The organism is Thiocapsa roseopersicina (assembly GCF_900106925.1).
Lineage (GTDB): Bacteria > Pseudomonadota > Gammaproteobacteria > Chromatiales > Chromatiaceae > Thiocapsa > Thiocapsa roseopersicina.
The window spans coordinates 1-14,468 of record NZ_FNNZ01000029.1 but is presented as its reverse complement, the minus strand read 5'-3'; the positions used below and the strand labels follow the sequence as shown (position 1 = coordinate 14,468).

At 64.1% G+C, this 14,468-nt stretch carries 14 protein-coding genes; 4 read left to right on the top strand and 10 right to left on the bottom strand.

What is annotated here, in order from left to right:
* The first annotated feature begins 308 nt into the window (after positions 1 to 308).
* The gene (locus BLV04_RS20870; RefSeq protein ID WP_093037120.1) at positions 309 to 1,751 is read left to right on the top strand and encodes a L,D-transpeptidase; all 1,443 of its coding nucleotides are present in this window, start codon (positions 309 to 311) and stop codon (positions 1,749 to 1,751) included.
* Entirely contained in the window at positions 1,748 to 2,881 is a 1,134-nt protein-coding gene (locus BLV04_RS20865) for an aminotransferase class V-fold PLP-dependent enzyme (protein WP_093037115.1), read from the top strand. Before BLV04_RS20870 ends, BLV04_RS20865 begins: the two co-directional genes overlap by 4 nt.
* Here BLV04_RS20865 and BLV04_RS20860 read toward each other — a convergent pair.
* From BLV04_RS20860 to BLV04_RS20835, 6 genes are all read right to left on the bottom strand, one after another.
* Complete coding sequence (locus BLV04_RS20860) at positions 2,878 to 3,063, bottom strand: hypothetical protein (protein ID WP_093037113.1); 186 nt, start codon at positions 3,061 to 3,063, stop codon at positions 2,878 to 2,880. The two genes, BLV04_RS20865 and BLV04_RS20860, sit on opposite strands and share 4 nt — an antisense overlap.
* Positions 3,064 to 3,160: 97 nt before the next feature.
* A complete protein-coding gene (gene ubiG, locus BLV04_RS20855) occupies positions 3,161 to 3,907 on the bottom strand; it encodes a bifunctional 2-polyprenyl-6-hydroxyphenol methylase/3-demethylubiquinol 3-O-methyltransferase UbiG (protein ID WP_093037110.1) in 747 nt (248 codons plus the stop codon).
* A 112-nt stretch (positions 3,908 to 4,019) separates the two neighbouring features.
* Positions 4,020 to 5,108 carry a cell division protein ZapE gene (gene zapE / locus BLV04_RS20850; RefSeq protein WP_093037107.1) on the bottom strand — a complete coding sequence of 363 codons (1,089 nt, stop codon included), beginning with the start codon at positions 5,106 to 5,108 and terminating at the stop codon, positions 4,020 to 4,022.
* 3 nt (positions 5,109 to 5,111) lie between these two features.
* On the bottom strand, positions 5,112 to 6,299 hold the full coding sequence (locus BLV04_RS20845; RefSeq protein ID WP_093037103.1) for an aminotransferase class I/II-fold pyridoxal phosphate-dependent enzyme: 1,188 nt from the start codon (positions 6,297 to 6,299) through the stop codon (positions 5,112 to 5,114).
* A 10-nt stretch (positions 6,300 to 6,309) separates the two neighbouring features.
* Positions 6,310 to 7,089, bottom strand: coding sequence for an HAD family hydrolase (locus BLV04_RS20840; protein WP_093037100.1), 780 nt, complete (start codon positions 7,087 to 7,089; stop codon positions 6,310 to 6,312).
* Between the two features lie 75 nt (positions 7,090 to 7,164).
* The gene (locus tag BLV04_RS20835) at positions 7,165 to 7,629 is read right to left on the bottom strand and encodes a c-type cytochrome (protein WP_093037097.1); all 465 of its coding nucleotides are present in this window, start codon (positions 7,627 to 7,629) and stop codon (positions 7,165 to 7,167) included.
* A gap of 202 nt (positions 7,630 to 7,831) precedes the next feature.
* Between BLV04_RS20835 and BLV04_RS20830 the strand changes: the two genes are divergently transcribed.
* On the top strand, positions 7,832 to 10,252 hold the full coding sequence (locus tag BLV04_RS20830; RefSeq protein WP_175534733.1) for a 2OG-Fe(II) oxygenase: 2,421 nt from the start codon (positions 7,832 to 7,834) through the stop codon (positions 10,250 to 10,252).
* A gap of 12 nt (positions 10,253 to 10,264) precedes the next feature.
* On the opposite strand, the gene BLV04_RS20825 is transcribed toward BLV04_RS20830, so the two are convergent.
* Entirely contained in the window at positions 10,265 to 10,783 is a 519-nt protein-coding gene (locus BLV04_RS20825) for an SRPBCC family protein (protein WP_093037089.1), read from the bottom strand.
* 545 nt (positions 10,784 to 11,328) lie between these two features.
* Here BLV04_RS20825 and BLV04_RS20815 point away from each other — a divergent pair.
* Complete coding sequence (locus tag BLV04_RS20815) at positions 11,329 to 11,721, top strand: hypothetical protein (protein WP_093037086.1); 393 nt, start codon at positions 11,329 to 11,331, stop codon at positions 11,719 to 11,721.
* A gap of 136 nt (positions 11,722 to 11,857) precedes the next feature.
* Here the strand turns inward: BLV04_RS20815 and BLV04_RS20810 are convergent, their stop codons facing one another.
* The 3 genes from BLV04_RS20810 to BLV04_RS20800 all read right to left on the bottom strand — a co-directional run.
* Entirely contained in the window at positions 11,858 to 12,562 is a 705-nt protein-coding gene (locus BLV04_RS20810; RefSeq protein WP_093037083.1) for a transposase, read from the bottom strand.
* A 461-nt stretch (positions 12,563 to 13,023) separates the two neighbouring features.
* Entirely contained in the window at positions 13,024 to 14,028 is a 1,005-nt protein-coding gene (locus BLV04_RS20805) for an HNH endonuclease (protein WP_093037080.1), read from the bottom strand.
* A 173-nt stretch (positions 14,029 to 14,201) separates the two neighbouring features.
* A partial coding sequence (locus BLV04_RS20800; RefSeq protein ID WP_281241861.1) for an IS4 family transposase occupies positions 14,202 to 14,468 on the bottom strand: 267 nt, incomplete at its 5' end.

The window sequence follows — 14,468 nt, the reverse complement described above, 5'->3', positions numbered from 1 at the left end:
CATCGGGTCCGGTGACGTGCCTGGGGTTCGAGGCGCGATCCGTCAGCATCCGATACTCCCTTACAAATGACCGCCGCATCGGCGGGTCAGAGCGTCTATATGACCGGTCTTACGGAATTCGGACCGCGACCGCATGTCGGCTCGGAAAACAAACCTCCTCGCTTGCGGGCTAGGTCGGTGCGAAGACGAGGAAGTCAAGAAACGACCGATCGGCGTGCCCTTCGCCCTTCATCGCGTTATCCTTGACCCGAATTGACCAATCGCAATGTCCCGGGCTTGGCCGGGACCCCGGCAAAGAACACGACGCTATGAGCCAGATGCAACGACGGGGCTCGCCCCACACCTTCTCCACTTTCATCACGGCCCTGGGTGCCTGCGCGATGCTTCTGACCCTCACGGGTTGTACGGAGCTGGCGCGCTTCATCGGCAAGGCCGACGCGAAGCCGGACGATGCAGTCGTCGCCGCGGAGGCGGCACCTGCGCAGACGGAAGAACGCGTCGAAGGACCCGTCGAGAAACCGAAACCCTCCAAGCTCTACGAGTGGAACGGCGACGGGCGCAAGGTCTCGCACATTGTCATCGATACGGACAAGCAGAGGGCAAGCTTCTTCGTCGGCGAAGACGAGATCGGCTGGAGCACCGTCGCCAGCGGTCTACCCAAGCACCCGACGCCGACCGGCAAATTCGCCGTCATGGAGAAGGTCGAGAACAAGCGCTCGAACCTCTACGGAAAGGTCGTCAAAAACGGCAAGGTCGTCCGCTCGAACGCCAAATCGGGTCGCGACCCGATCCCGGCCGGCGCGCGCTTCGAAGGCGCACACATGCCCTATTTCATGCGCCTGACCTATGACGGAATCGGTCTGCATGCCGGCCCTATACCGCGCCCCGGTCAACCGGCTTCGCACGGCTGCATCCGTCTGCCGAGTACGCTCGCCCCGGTCCTCTTCCAACACGTCTCGCACGGGACGCAGGTCACGATCGTCGGATCGGGACCGAGCTATGGCAACTACGTCGAGAAACAGCGTATTGCAGCCGCGCGTGCCAAACGCGAGGCCGAGCAGCGGCGTATCACCCAAGCCAATGCAGCAGAGGCGGCAGCGACCGGCTCCGATGTGACGCCCGCCACTGCCAGCGCCGCGCCCGCGACGACAACGCCGCGCCCAAGCGCCAGCTCGGGCCCGACCGAACAAGCGGCGACGACCGCGCCCGCAGAGTCGTCCCCGGCTACCGAAGCGGCTGCGCCGGCTGCCGATCCAGCCAGCGCGGCTCCGGCATCTACGCCGGAGACGTCGACCGCGTCTGCTGCACCTCGGGATCCGAGCCCGACATCCGCCTCCACGGCGGCCGAGGTCCCACCGGCAACGTCGGCTACAACTGCACCGGCTGCGGCGATGGAGTCGCCCCAGAGGGCACCGCAGACCGTCGCGGAACCGGTCGCAGCACCTGAGCAGGCAAGAGCGGAACCCAACCCGGCTGCGCCGCCCGAAGCGAAGACAACGGCAACTGCGGAGACGGCACGACCGGCCGATGTCGCCGCCCCGCCGGCACAGTCGTCGACAGCAACACAGGCACCGACACAGGCAGCCCCGGCGGCAGCCGCGGAGTCGGATCCGGCGCCGCAAAGTCCGCCCACCAGCGGCAGCGCAGCGTCGCCCGCTCCCGCGCCTGCAGCACCACCGGCCGCGCCCGCTGCACCGCCGGCCCAAGCACAACAGGCACCCGCTGCCGCGGCAACGGGGAGCAACGATTGAGTCTCGCTCCGGACGAATTCGACCTCGACCCGAGTCTCTGCCACCTGAATCACGCGGCCGTCGGACCTTGGCCGCGGCGCGCAGCCGAGGCCGTCGCGCGGTTCGCCGAAGAGAACAGGCTGCTGGGGTCGCTGCATTATTCGCAGTGGCTGGCGACGGAGCGCCGACTGCGCGAACGTCTGGCGCGTCTCGTCGGGGCCGAGTCGACGGCGGATATCGCGCTCGCGAAGAACACCTCCGAGGCACTCTCGATCATCGCCTACGGCCTGACGTGGCAACCCGGCGACGAGATTGTCGGCGTCGCGCAGGAGTTTCCGTCCAACCGGGTCGTCTGGGAGTCGCTGGCGCCTAGAGGGGTGACCTGGAAGGCGCTCGATCTGGACAGGTCCACCGATCCCGAGGCCGACATCTTCGCGCTCTGCACCCCGCGCACCCGCATGATCGCCGTCAGCTGGGTGCAATATGCGCGCGGCCTGCGGCTCGACTTGGAGCGTATCGGTGCCTTTTGCCGTTCCAAGGGCATCCTCTTCTGTGTCGACGCCATCCAGGGCCTCGGTGCCCTGCCCTTCGACCTCTCGCGCACCGAGGCGGACTTCGTCGTGGCCGACGGACACAAATGGATGTTGGGTCCGGAGGGCGTCGCCCTGCTCTATGTTCGCCCCTCGCTGCGGCCCACGCTGACCCTGCACCAGTTCGGATGGCACATGCTCGAGCACTCGGGGGACTTCGACCGCCGGGACTGGCAGCCCGCCGAGGACGCGAGGCGCTTCGAGTGCGGCAGCCCGAACCTGCTCGGCGTCCATGCGCTCGAGGCGAGTCTTTCGCTCATCGAAGAGGTCGGCATCGAGCAGATCCGGAGCCAGCTCCAAGAGCGGACGGCGCATCTGATCGAGGCGATCGATCGGCATGGCTTGGAGCTCTTGTCGCCGCGCCCCACCGAGAGACGCGCGGGCATCGTCACCTTTCGGGTGCCCGGGACACCGTCGGCCGAGCTTTACGCCGGCTTGATGCAGCGCCGCGTTCTCTGCGCCCAACGCGGCGGTGGCATTCGCTTCTCACCCCACTTCTACACACCTGTCGAGGTCATCGACCGTGGCCTCGGCGAGGTGCTCGCAATCGCGGCGGGTTAGGCCGCGGCTGCCTTCGGTTTGGTTTCGGCAGGGGGCAGGAACACCGTTCCCTTGCCGAAGCGGTTCACCGCCGTATCGCGGACCCACTCCGGGGCGTCGGCATAGAACCGAATGTAGGTAAAACCGCAGTCCCCGCGGGACACGGAGGCGACCCAACCCTCGAATTCATCTTCTCTGCTCATCTCCTGCCCTCCAAACCCAATCACCCCCGCAAGGGACTTGCCTCGACAACCTTACATTGGACAAGATCGCCGCTTCATCCGTTTCACCACGTCGCGGTCAGCGACGCTGCATGAACAACATATAGTTCACGCCCATCCAACGCGTATAGCTGAAGACACGATTGAATGGATTCACCAGGACTCCCGTGCGGTCTTTGACTTCGAAGTCCTTGCCCAGCAGCGCCTCCACCTCCCGAGGCGGAACCAGTTTACGGTAGTGATGCGTGCCTTTGGGGAGCCAGCGCAGCACATACTCGGCACCGAAGATGGCCACGATGAAGGCCGCGATCGTTCGATTGATCGAGGCAATGAACATCACCCCGCCCGGTCGCACCAAACGCCCGCAGTCGGCGAGAAACTCGGGCAGATGCTCGACATGCTCGATCACCTCCATGTTCAACACGGCGCCGAACTGCTCGCCGCCGCGCACCAGATCCTCGGCCGTGCCCAAGCGATAATCGATCGCTAGGCTGCTCCACTCGGCGTGGAGCTGCGCCACCCGCACGTTCTTCTCGGTGATCTCCACACCCGTTACCGAGGCACCGAGCCTCGCCATGGACTCGCTCAGGATCCCGCCGCCGCACCCGATGTCGAGCACCTTCAACCCTTCGAACGGGCGCTCGGCCGCCGGATCCAGCCCGAACGACGCGGCGAGATGTCGGCGGATGTAGTCGACGCGAAAGGCGTTGAGACGATGCAAGGGCCAGAACGGACCCTCCGCATCCCACCAACGGTGTGCGAGTCGTTCGAAATAGGCGACCTCGTCCGGATCGATCGTGGGCGCGCTCAGATGCACGACGCTCATTTTCCCGCTCCTTGTGATAACTGGTTCAAGGGCGAGATCGTGGTGAACCTGCTGGATTCCAACGGCAAGGATCAGCTACAGGTGCGGACGGCTCGTCGGCGTTGCGGGCGACTCAGGCGGACGGCGCGGCGAGATAGGTCTCGGACTGCATCTCGGTGAGGCGGCTGAGCAGCCGCTCGTGGGCGAAATCGATCAATCCACCTGCGTAGAGACGATCGATGGGGGCGGCCGTGGAGAGGATGAGCTTGACACGCTGGTCGTAAAACTCGTCGACCAGATGCAGGAAACGACGCGCCGCTGCCTCGTGCTTTGGCCCCAGGACGGGCACACCGGACAGCAGCACGGTGTGGAACTCGCGGGCGATCTCGATGTAGTCCGCCGCGGATCGGGCACCGCCGCAGAGTGCGTCGAAATCGAACCAGATCACGTCCGCACTCTGGCGACGCACCGGAAAGGTTCGACCGTTGACCGAGAAGGCATCGGATCCGCCCTGATGTCCGCCGGTGAGGCGATCGAAATAGTCCGCCAGACCGCGCTCGGTCTCTTCCCAACCATTCTCTTCGACGACGAAGAAGACGCCGTTCCTGGTCAGTGCGCGCAATCGGTAGTCGTTGCCTCCGTCGAGCTCGAACACGCGGGTGTGGCGCTTGAGCAGATCGATGGCGGGAAGGAAATTCCCGCGCTGCAGTCCGTTGCGATAGAGATCGTCGGGGCGGGTGTTGGCGGTGGTGACCAGCGTGAGACCGCGGGCGAAGAGCGCATTCAGGAGACCGTGGAGCAGCATGGCGTCGGTGATGTCGGTCACCAGGAGCTCGTCGAGACAGAGGACGCGGACCTCCGCGCACAGACCTTGAGCGATCACCTCGAGTGGATCGGGCTGTTTCGGCAGGCGCGACATCCGGTCATGCACGTCGCGCATGAAATGATGAAAATGGATGCGGCGCTTGCCCGGCAGGGCGAGATCCTGAACGAACCAATCCATCAGGTAGGTCTTGCCGCGGCCGACCCCGCCCCAGAGGTAGAGGCCCGGGACCGGGGTCACCGGGCCGCCGCGCCGGCCCGCCAGACGACCGATCAGCCCGCGTCCGAGAAAGCCTCGATCGGCTTGACGTGGCGGTGTGTACAGAAGGGTTTCATGCAGCGCGAGGAGCAGCTCGCTTGCCTCGCGCTGGGCGGCATCGAGCGGTTTGAAATCGGCCATGGGTCAGACCCTCGCCAGCCAGTCGCCGATACGCCGGACCCCTTCGTCGAGATCCTCGATCTCGCGGGTGTAGGCGAAACGGACATGACGCCCCGCGGCGTGTCGGCCGAAGTCGTGACCGGGCGTCAGGGCAACACCGGCCTCTTCCAGGATCCGGCTCGTGAGGGTCATGGAGTCGATCTCCAGACCCTCGGGCAAGCGGGCGTAGAGGTAGAAGGCACCGCTCGGCTGCACCGGGATCCCGAACCCGAGATCGCGCAACGCGGGCAGCAGACGATCGCGTCGCCTCTGAAACGCCAGACGGCGCGTCTCCAGGATCTCGATGGTGGCCGGGTCGAAGGCCGCCAGAGCGGCGTACTGAGCCGGCGTGTTCGCGGCGATGAAGAGGTTCTGCGCCATCCGTTCCATGACCTCGACCGCGTCACGCGGACCGGCGAGCCAGCCGAGCCGCCAGCCCGTCATTCCGAAGTATTTCGAGAAGCTGTTGATCACGTAGAGATCATCCGAGCCGAGCGAGAACGCGGTACGGTCCGGGATATCGTAGGTCAGACCCTGGTAGATCTCGTCGACGACGAGAGCCGCACCGCGGTCTCGGCAGAGCGCATAAAGCTCGGTCAGCACCTCGGGCGCGATCGATGAGCCGGTCGGATTGGACGGCGAGGCGACGACGATCGCACGCACTCCCGGCACCCAAGCGGCCTCGGCCAGCGTGGCCGTCAACTGATAATCGGTGTCCGAACCCACGGGAACGGCGATCGGCTCGACCCCCATGAGCTGCAGCACCTGCCGATAGCAGGGATAGGACGGATCGCAGATGAGCACGCGATCGCCGGCTTCCAAAAGGGCCAGGAAGACGAGCTGAAGCGCACCCGAGGCCCCGGGCGTGATCAGGATCCGCTCGGGTGCGACCGGGGTGTCGTACCGCTCGACGTAATAGGCGGCAATCGCCCGGCGCAGCGCGGGAAGCCCGCCGGCCGAGGTATAGCGGGTACGGCCGTCGGCCAAGGCGCGTCGGCCGGCCTCCAAGATGGGGCCGGGTGTCGGGAAATCCGGCTCGCCGACCTCCATATGGACGATCGAGCGACCGAGCGCCTCGAGCTCGCCGGCACGGGCGAGCAGGCGCATGACATGGAAGGGTTCGACCCGACGGGCCTGCCCGGACAACCGGCTGACGGCGGTGGTCGGTGTCATGAGGCTCGACTCAGACCCGACCGAAGGCGGCTCGATGCAGCCGATCGAGCGTCTCGAGATCCACCATCGGGCTGTCGCCCAAGTCACCGATCAGGGCGCGTGCGGGACGATCCGGCTCCCCGAGGTGATCCACTACCAGCGGGGCATCGCTCAGATCCTGCGCAGCCGTGTAGTCGTTCACCGTGACCAACAGGGCGCGCAAACCGGCACCGAGGGCAGAGCGGACACCGTTGTCGGAGTCCTCGACCGCAACGCAATCGGCGGCATCGAGCCCCAGCTCGGAGAGCGCCAGCAGGAAGATATCGGGCGCCGGCTTCTTCGCAGGCACGACATCGCCGGCAGCGATCACCTCGAACCAATCTCGCAGGCCCGGCTCCCCGGCGTTGTCGAGCAACACGCTCACGTTCTCGGGTGTCGTCGTGGTCGCGATCGCCAGCCGCACGCCGGCCTCGCGTGCCTCGCGCAACAAACGCAGCACTCCAGGCCGCAGCGGGATGGCGCCGCCTTCGAGCAGCGAGACATAGTGGCGGGTTTTGGCGCGATGCAGACCGGCAATTACAGCCGCCGCGTCGAGCGACGGATCCAGACTGATCCCCTCCTCCACGATGTAGGTCGCAATCCGCTCCTTGCCGCCCGTCACCCTCAGCAGCTCGCCGTAGCGCTCCACGTCCCAGTCCCAGTCCAAACCGGCCTCGTCGAAGGCGGCGTTGAAGGCCGGGCGATGTCCGTCTCGCTCGGTGTCGGCGAGCGTCCCGTCGACGTCGAAGATGAGTGCCTTGAAGCCAAGCATCGTCAGCCCTCCGCGGGCATCATGAAAAAGGCCGCCAACGCGGCGGCCTTGTCGAAAATCCACGAGGATCGCGGATCAGTCCTTCATGCGGTACTTGTCGTGACACGCCTTACAGGCTTGCCCGAGCTCGCCGAATGCCGTCGAGACCTCGACCTCGTCGCCCCCGGCAGCGACTTTCGCAAGATTGTCGGCCGCCGACACGAAGTTCCCGGCAATGGTTCCGACATCCTCCATGTTCTCGAAGAGCTCAGGCTTGACCCGAGTCTTGACGTTGCCAACGTCTTTGTCGGTGCCCGGCCCGAAGAGCGCACCCATGCCGGAATTGGCGATGGCGGCGATCGCATTCGCGGCGGCGGCGACCTGCTCCGAGTTATAGTCACCTTCCAGATTCGACTTGATCTTGCCCATGTTCCAGCTCATGAAGCTGTAACCGGCCTGACGGAACTGGATCTGCTCCTCGGGCTTGAGGTCGGCAAGTGCCGTGCTGGCGACGCCCAGGGCGGCAAGCCCGAGAAGGGTGCTGGCTAGGATTCGGTTCATTCGACTGTCTCCATGTTGGTTTGATTTCCCCGCCCGGCGCAACATGGGGGAGCTCAGGGGCAAATTCCAGTGCCCCGCCTGTCGACCGACGCTGCTGCCCGAGCATGAAAGGCGGGCCGATGATAACCCATGCATGCCGGCTTGCCACCCCGAGCGAAGCGGCCGGACCGCCTCGCGCGAGGGATGAAACCCGATGCGGTCGGTGGCAAAATCCACATCCGTTTTCGACCTGTTCGGATCGGCACCAAAGGCAATTATCCGAGGCAGCGATCCGATCCCTCTTCAATGGGGTTCCATAAGCGTTCAACTCAGCCGATCACTGGGGACACTTCTCGGCGAGGTCGAACGGCCCGGCGACTTCCACGCGACCGGCACCATCGACATGCATCCGCCGCGCATCCAGGTCGAGGGCGTCGGGACCTTGTCGCTCCCGCTCTTGGCCTCCCAGGCAGAGGCCCTCGTCGCCCGAGCGGAGCAGGCCCCCTACGGCCGCGGCACCGAAACTCTGGTCGACACCGGGGTGCGCCGGACCTGGCAGATCGACGGCGCGCGAGTGCTCATCTCGGGCAAGGCGTGGGCACAGGATCTGGAAACCATGGTCGCCCGAGCGAAGTCCGGGCTCGGCGTGAACGGAGCGGTCTCGGCCGAGCTCTACAAGCTGCTCGTCTACGACACAGGCAGCTTCTTCATCAGCCACCGCGACAGCGAGAAGGCGCCCGGCATGTTCGCCACGCTGGTGGTCGTCCCGCCTTCGGAGCACCGCGGCGGCGAGCTGCTGGTGCGTCATCGAGGTCGCGAGGTTCGCCTGGATCTGCGTCGGGACGAGCCCTCCGAGGTCGCCTTCGCGGCCTTCTATGCGGACTGCCTCCATGAGGTCTTGCCCGTCGTCTCGGGGTATCGACTGGCGCTCATCTACAACCTCATCCGCACCGGAGAGGATCAGCCGCTCGGACCCCCGGACTATGATCGCGAGCACCAATGGGCGGTCAAGCTGCTGCAGGCCTGGGGCACGCCCTCGGTCGGCGAGTCGGCCGAGCCGACCCTCACGAAGCTCATCTATCCGCTGGAGCACGCCTACACCCCGGCCGAGATCGGGTTCAACCGGCTCAAGGGCGCCGATGCGGCCGCCGCGGGTCTCTTGGTCGGGGCCGCGCGCGAGGCCGATTGCGACCTCTATCTCGCACTGGTCTCGATCGAAGAATCCGGCTGGGCGGAACACACCGGCGGCGGTTACTGGGGCCGTCACGACGAGGATGATTTCGAGGTCGGCGAGGTCGACGAGAGCCGCCGGATCGTCGAGACCTGGCGCCATCCCGACGGCAGCCATCCCGACCTGGGTCCGTTGCCCTTCGAGCTGGAAGAGCTTTCCCCGCCAGGCGCCTTCGACGACTTGGAGCCGGACGAGCTCGAGTTTCAGGAGGCCACCGGCAACGAAGGGGCCAGCTTCGATCGGCTCTATCAGCGCGCCGCACTCGTCGTCTGGCCACGCACCCATCGCGCAGCCGTCCTCAGCCAAGGCGGATTGGAGGTCAGCGTTCCTTTCCTCGGCGAGCTGGTCCGGCAGTGGCGAGAGGCCGGTGCCGATCCGCAGGCGCCGCTCCGGGAGGAGGCGCACGTGCTCGCCGAACGGATTCGCATCGACTGGCCCGACGCGGATTGGGACCGACGCAAGGCCAGCGCAGACGGCGCCGCGGCGGCCTACTTGAGGCACCTCACGGCCCTGGGCGACCTCGCCGAGATCGACGCCTTTGCGGGCGGACCGATCGTATCCGGGGCCTACGGGCAAAACGACAATCTCGCACTGGTGGAGGCGCTCGCAAGCCTCGCGCCCGAGCGGGCGCACCGGCTGATCCACGACATCATCGCGGGGAATGCACAAACCAACCCGGTCGCCTGCGCCGATCTGCTTGCCCGCGCAGCAAACCAGGTCATCGAGCGCAGGACAGGGACGGCCGAGAACTTGCGTCCGGCCGCCGAGGCACTCGTACGCGCCCTCCCCGGCCCACGCGCCACGCAATCCCCTGTCGATGCCTACCGGTATCTCAGCGAATCGACCGGCTCGGAGCCGACCGATGCCATGGTGGCGAATCTCCTGAGCGGGCTCGAGCACATCGACCCCGATCTGGCGCGACAGGCCTTCGAGCATCTCCTGAAGCATCCCGACCGCTACGACATCGACCGTGTCCTCTTGCCCGCAGCGCTTACGCTACACGCCGGCGAAACGACTCGAGCACTCCCCTCCGCACAAGCGCTGCGTGGCCTGACGCTCGCGCACCTTCGCCGGCGGATCGCGGAACCCTTGGAGCCCCCAGAGGATTGGCGGCGACCCGCTCAGGTGACCTGCGCCTGCGCCAACTGCCAAGAGCTCAGCCGCTTTCTCGCCGATCCGACCCGACCGGAATGGGCCTTCCGAGCGGCTCAACGCCATCGCGATCATCTCGAGGCTTCGGTGCGAACCGATCGCTGCGACCTGGATCTAGTCATCGAACGACGCGGCAGTCCGCACACCCTGCGCTGCACCAAGAACCAGGCGAGCTACTTGCGGCGCGTCGCACAGAGGGAGGGCGACTTGGCGCACTTGGCCCAACTCGGGGCCCAACTCGACGGGGTCCCCGAGACCTGACGACGCACTCTGCTAGAGAGCTCCCCGCGACAGGGCAGTGTCCGCCGTCAAATCGATACTCTCTTGGCTCACCAGGCGCGCACCGAGTCGCCGTGCCAACCCCTCGGCGCCCCGAGCCATGATTCGCGTATGGTTGCGGATAAACAGCGAACGGGCGAACGGGGCGATCAGATTCATCCACCAGCGTGTGCTGCGGACGTGCCACTCGTACCGGACGATACTCAACGTGCCCTGGCGAGCGAAGTGCCAACGGCCGATCCCCTCGAGGTCACCCTCGGCAGTGCCCTCGATGAGATCGAGATTCTCGATGCGGGTCGCGCGCACCTCGAACACGACCCGATACGGCAAACTCCCTTTCCAGACGTAGCGCCGGACATTGTCGATGCCATCGGCATCCCCAGCTACCACCTGCTCAACCTTCTGAACACCCGGCCACCAGTCCGGCCAACCCAGGGAGTTCTGGATCGCGGAGTACACTGGCTCCAGCGGTGCTTCGATACGCCAGATCGTCAGCAAATGATAGTCCGCCATGGGGCCTCCAGCGACTCCGACTCAATGATAACAGTGCCGCGGCTCGGGTCGTCACGAGCCGGAGAACCAGGATCATAAGCCAAGGTCAGGGCTCGACTTGTGCCTCGCCGAAACGCCCGTCGCGTCCAGCCTCGGCCGGGCGCCTGATGCAGGGTGATCTGGGTGAAGGGGATCTCCCAGCCCTGGTCGTTGCAGGCATCGACCAGGATGCGCTGGATGCCGTGGCGGATCAGCGGCATGCGGCGTGCGGCCTCTCCTGACAGATCGACCTGGATCTCGTCATCCAGGGACGAGGCCGCGGCCGACTGAAAATAGACCGCACAGAAGGCACCGACGGTCGGGAGGAGATTCAGTCCGCGGGTCTGAAAGAAGCGCTTGGCGTCGTCGGTCGTCCCATCCAGCGATCATCATCGAATCACATCCGCGCCTGCACGTTCAGCCAGTGTTCAGGTTCGCCCGTGTAACCTTGCCCCACCCCGGTACGGACACCAAGCTCAGCACGGCCACTTCACGCAACCGACATCCGACCGACGGAGATCCGAGCCATGTCCGCAGCCCCCCTCTTTCTCGGCGCCTCGCTCCTGATGACGATCGGCGCCACGACCGTCTTGGCCGACCCACCACACCAAGGCGGCTTGCCGCCCGGGCTCCAGATTCAGCATGATCGCGGTGAGACCCTCCCGCCAGCCTGGAGGGAGCGAGCGGGGCAATTCAGCTACGGCCGCGGCGACGATAATTATGACGACGATGACGATGACGATGACGATGACGACGACTATGACTACGACAGCTACGGCTACAGCGACTACGATCGTTACGACGACGGCTACCGCAGTGCGACGCCCTACGATGATCGGTACGCACCCGAGCCCGTCGAAGACGCCGTGTATCGCATCATCCAGGATGTCAGCGATCTGACGGAACGCCTATCGCGATAGACACGACCCTCGTCAATCGCACCCGCCCGATCTTTTGAATTCCGGGGACGAATTCCGGGAATTCCGGGAATTCCGGGGACAAGACAATTCCGGGCAATTCCGGGGACGCAATTCGACAATTCCGGGGACAGTTTACCTAATCCCGTTCCAGCAGCTCAAAGAGGTCCCGGGTGTGAGAGTCTCGTCGCGCTGCCTTCGGCCCGGGCTTCTGTCGCTTGAGCGCACGCCGAAGGCGTTGCTCCAGATCTTCAACAAAGGAGTCCGGACCGAGCGGGCGGCCGGTGCTGGCATGCGCGTGCAGCAGGTCAGCGATGTCCGGCGCGTCGGGCTCGCCGATGAAGCCAGCCCAGTCGGATATCAGCTCCAACAGCGGACGCACGCTCACGAGCGCGTCGTCAGCTCCGGCCAGATGGGCCCGGGCGCTCGACCACGGCCAGTCCTGCGGCCGTGCACAGAGCAGTGCACGGACGGGATTGCGCTCCACATACCTCGCAGCGGCAATCAGATGCCGCTCGTCCATCACGAACGAGTGAAAACGCTCCTGCCAAAGGTGCCCTCGCCAGCCTTCCCGGAAATTGATCATACGCGTATAGCGACGATGCGCCTCGCCCAGCGCGTCACGCAAACCGAGCTCATCGCCCGGCACCAGGATTAGGTGCACATGATTCGGCATAAGGCAGTAGACAAGCACCTGCGTGCCGCACGCTCGACAAGACGTCGACAGCAATCGCCAACACGCGGCGTAGTCCTCGTCACCAAAAAAGGTTCGCTGGCGTCGATTACCGCGCTGTGTCACATGATGTGGAAGTCCCGGGACAACCACTCTCGGAAGTCTGGCCATCGGTCGATCAATCCCTCGCCACGGAAACGTCACTTCGTGTTCTAACCGATCCGAAGCATCTCGTCTAGGGAATTAAGTAAACTGTCCCCGGAACTGCGGAACTGCTCAGGGAACTCAGGGAACTCAGTAAACTGTCCCCGGAACTCCGAACTCCGAACTCCGAACTCCGAACTCCGAACTCCGAACTCCGGAACTGCAACTGCGAACTGCCACTGCCCGAACTGCCCCGGAACTGCAACTGCGGAACTGCCGGAACTGTCCCCGGAACTCGCGGAACTCGCAGTTTGGCGTCGGGGCTGGTGGGCGTGTTAGGCTGTTTCTCCTCTATTCTCTACCGGGTAAGCGCCAGAAATAAGTAAACTGTCCCCGGAACTGAGGAACTGAGATCTCCCTCTAGTTGAATCTAACGTGGAGTTCAGGGGCGCGCCGCCGGTAGGCGGAGCGTCCCCTGGAACGACAGGTTAGAACTCATTAACATGGCCGAGCAACTCGCCGAGCGTGAATATCCCCGATTTTCCACCATTGATGCTACTTAAATAGACCTTCGTAACATCTGAGGCAGCGGCTATTCGTTCGAGGTCTTTGGCGTGGAAAACGGCGCCCATACCAAGCATTGAGCAAACCACACCGGTATGCGCAACTACAGCAACATGGTACGTATGCTGGTTATGGTTGGTCAGGTGCTTGATGAAACCATCAAGAGCGGGCGGAACCTGCGGAGCAACGTTCAGATGCTTGGCAGCTTCAATCCATTCCCACGGCTCCGGGTCATCAGCGCATTGGGCTAGAAGAAAAGTTCGGAGTCGTTGCCCGGATGCGCTATCTCGGAAGTGATTGCCGAACTCAAGGCAACAAATTTCATAAATGACTTTAACGTGCTCAACAAACAGTACTTTGAGATCAATCGTCCAGCTACCGCCCAAGGATGACTGTATCGGCTCGGACTTAGGGGAAACTTGTTTGGCTCCTTCAATCGACTTCTGGATCGCTTTTTCTTTTTCTTCCTCCGACCACCCAAGCTGCATACCATCTTCTGACTTGAAAAATCGGGAGAGGGTTGTTCTGATGATTTTGGGGATGTCATTCATGTCCCTTACGTCGCGGGACAAGCTAAGACCAATTTCACCGTTTTCGGTGATCCATACCTTTGGTGCTTGAGGTACTACCCTCGGCGCAAAGTTTGAATCCAGCTTTATCTGTAGCGGTGACTCTGAGCCATCAATGGAGTACGTGTCGGAAAATGGCTGGGGCACCTTTCCCGTTTTTCCTTGAATCTTGTAGGTAGCACGGGCTAGTTGAATATGTTTTTGGTCCACATAGGGCGCATCAACCCGATGGCCCAGCTTGTCATTGCATGTCTTGCATAACAGATACTTCGAAATGCTTCCCCCAGCGGCTTCTGGAAAGATGTGTTCTTCCGTCAGCGGCTTACTTGACTCAAGGCAGAGTATGCAGGTATCGGACATTTCCAAGGTGCTCAGAGGCGATGAGTTCTAACGTTCGAGCTAACCGGGAGACAACGGCAGGCCACCAGCCCAGGGCTGGTGAAAATGTACCGCGTACCACCAGCGCGGGTCTGGTGGCCTGCCGTTGGCTCTCCGGTTAAGCGAGGGGTTAGGCCCATCCCATTACACACATCTCATGAATCATGAGCCTGTCGCGCATATCTGAGACCCGCGGCGAAGTCCGTGACGCGTTGCAGGCCGAGCCAAATCGTCTTCACGCCGGGCTCCCCGTCGCCCTTGCGCCCGAGGAATCCGCCGAGGCCGGCGATCAGGCGGACCACGGTGTTGAGGCGTGGCGGCTCTTTGGGCAGGGGTTTCTCGGAGAGAATGTAGGCGGCCTGCCATTCTTCGGGCGCGAGGAACAGCTCGGCGTCCAGGTCGGGCAGGGTTCGCCCCAAGCG

What these genes read in the sequence shown, in the direction of transcription:
- BLV04_RS20810 (WP_093037083.1), bottom strand. Translation starts at nt 12,562, where the DNA reads ATGGCCAGACTTCCGAGAGTGGTTGTCCCGGGACTTCCACATCATGTG.
- BLV04_RS20840 (WP_093037100.1), bottom strand. Translation starts at nt 7,089, where the DNA reads ATGCTTGGCTTCAAGGCACTCATCTTCGACGTCGACGGGACGCTCGCC.
- BLV04_RS20815 (WP_093037086.1), top strand. Translation starts at nt 11,329, where the DNA reads ATGTCCGCAGCCCCCCTCTTTCTCGGCGCCTCGCTCCTGATGACGATC.
- BLV04_RS20825 (WP_093037089.1), bottom strand. Translation starts at nt 10,783, where the DNA reads ATGGCGGACTATCATTTGCTGACGATCTGGCGTATCGAAGCACCGCTG.
- BLV04_RS20870 (WP_093037120.1), top strand. Translation starts at nt 309, where the DNA reads ATGAGCCAGATGCAACGACGGGGCTCGCCCCACACCTTCTCCACTTTC.
- BLV04_RS20835 (WP_093037097.1), bottom strand. Translation starts at nt 7,629, where the DNA reads ATGAACCGAATCCTAGCCAGCACCCTTCTCGGGCTTGCCGCCCTGGGC.
- BLV04_RS20860 (WP_093037113.1), bottom strand. Translation starts at nt 3,063, where the DNA reads ATGAGCAGAGAAGATGAATTCGAGGGTTGGGTCGCCTCCGTGTCCCGC.
- ubiG (WP_093037110.1), bottom strand. Translation starts at nt 3,907, where the DNA reads ATGAGCGTCGTGCATCTGAGCGCGCCCACGATCGATCCGGACGAGGTC.
- BLV04_RS20805 (WP_093037080.1), bottom strand. Translation starts at nt 14,028, where the DNA reads ATGTCCGATACCTGCATACTCTGCCTTGAGTCAAGTAAGCCGCTGACG.
- BLV04_RS20845 (WP_093037103.1), bottom strand. Translation starts at nt 6,299, where the DNA reads ATGACACCGACCACCGCCGTCAGCCGGTTGTCCGGGCAGGCCCGTCGG.
- zapE (WP_093037107.1), bottom strand. Translation starts at nt 5,108, where the DNA reads ATGGCCGATTTCAAACCGCTCGATGCCGCCCAGCGCGAGGCAAGCGAG.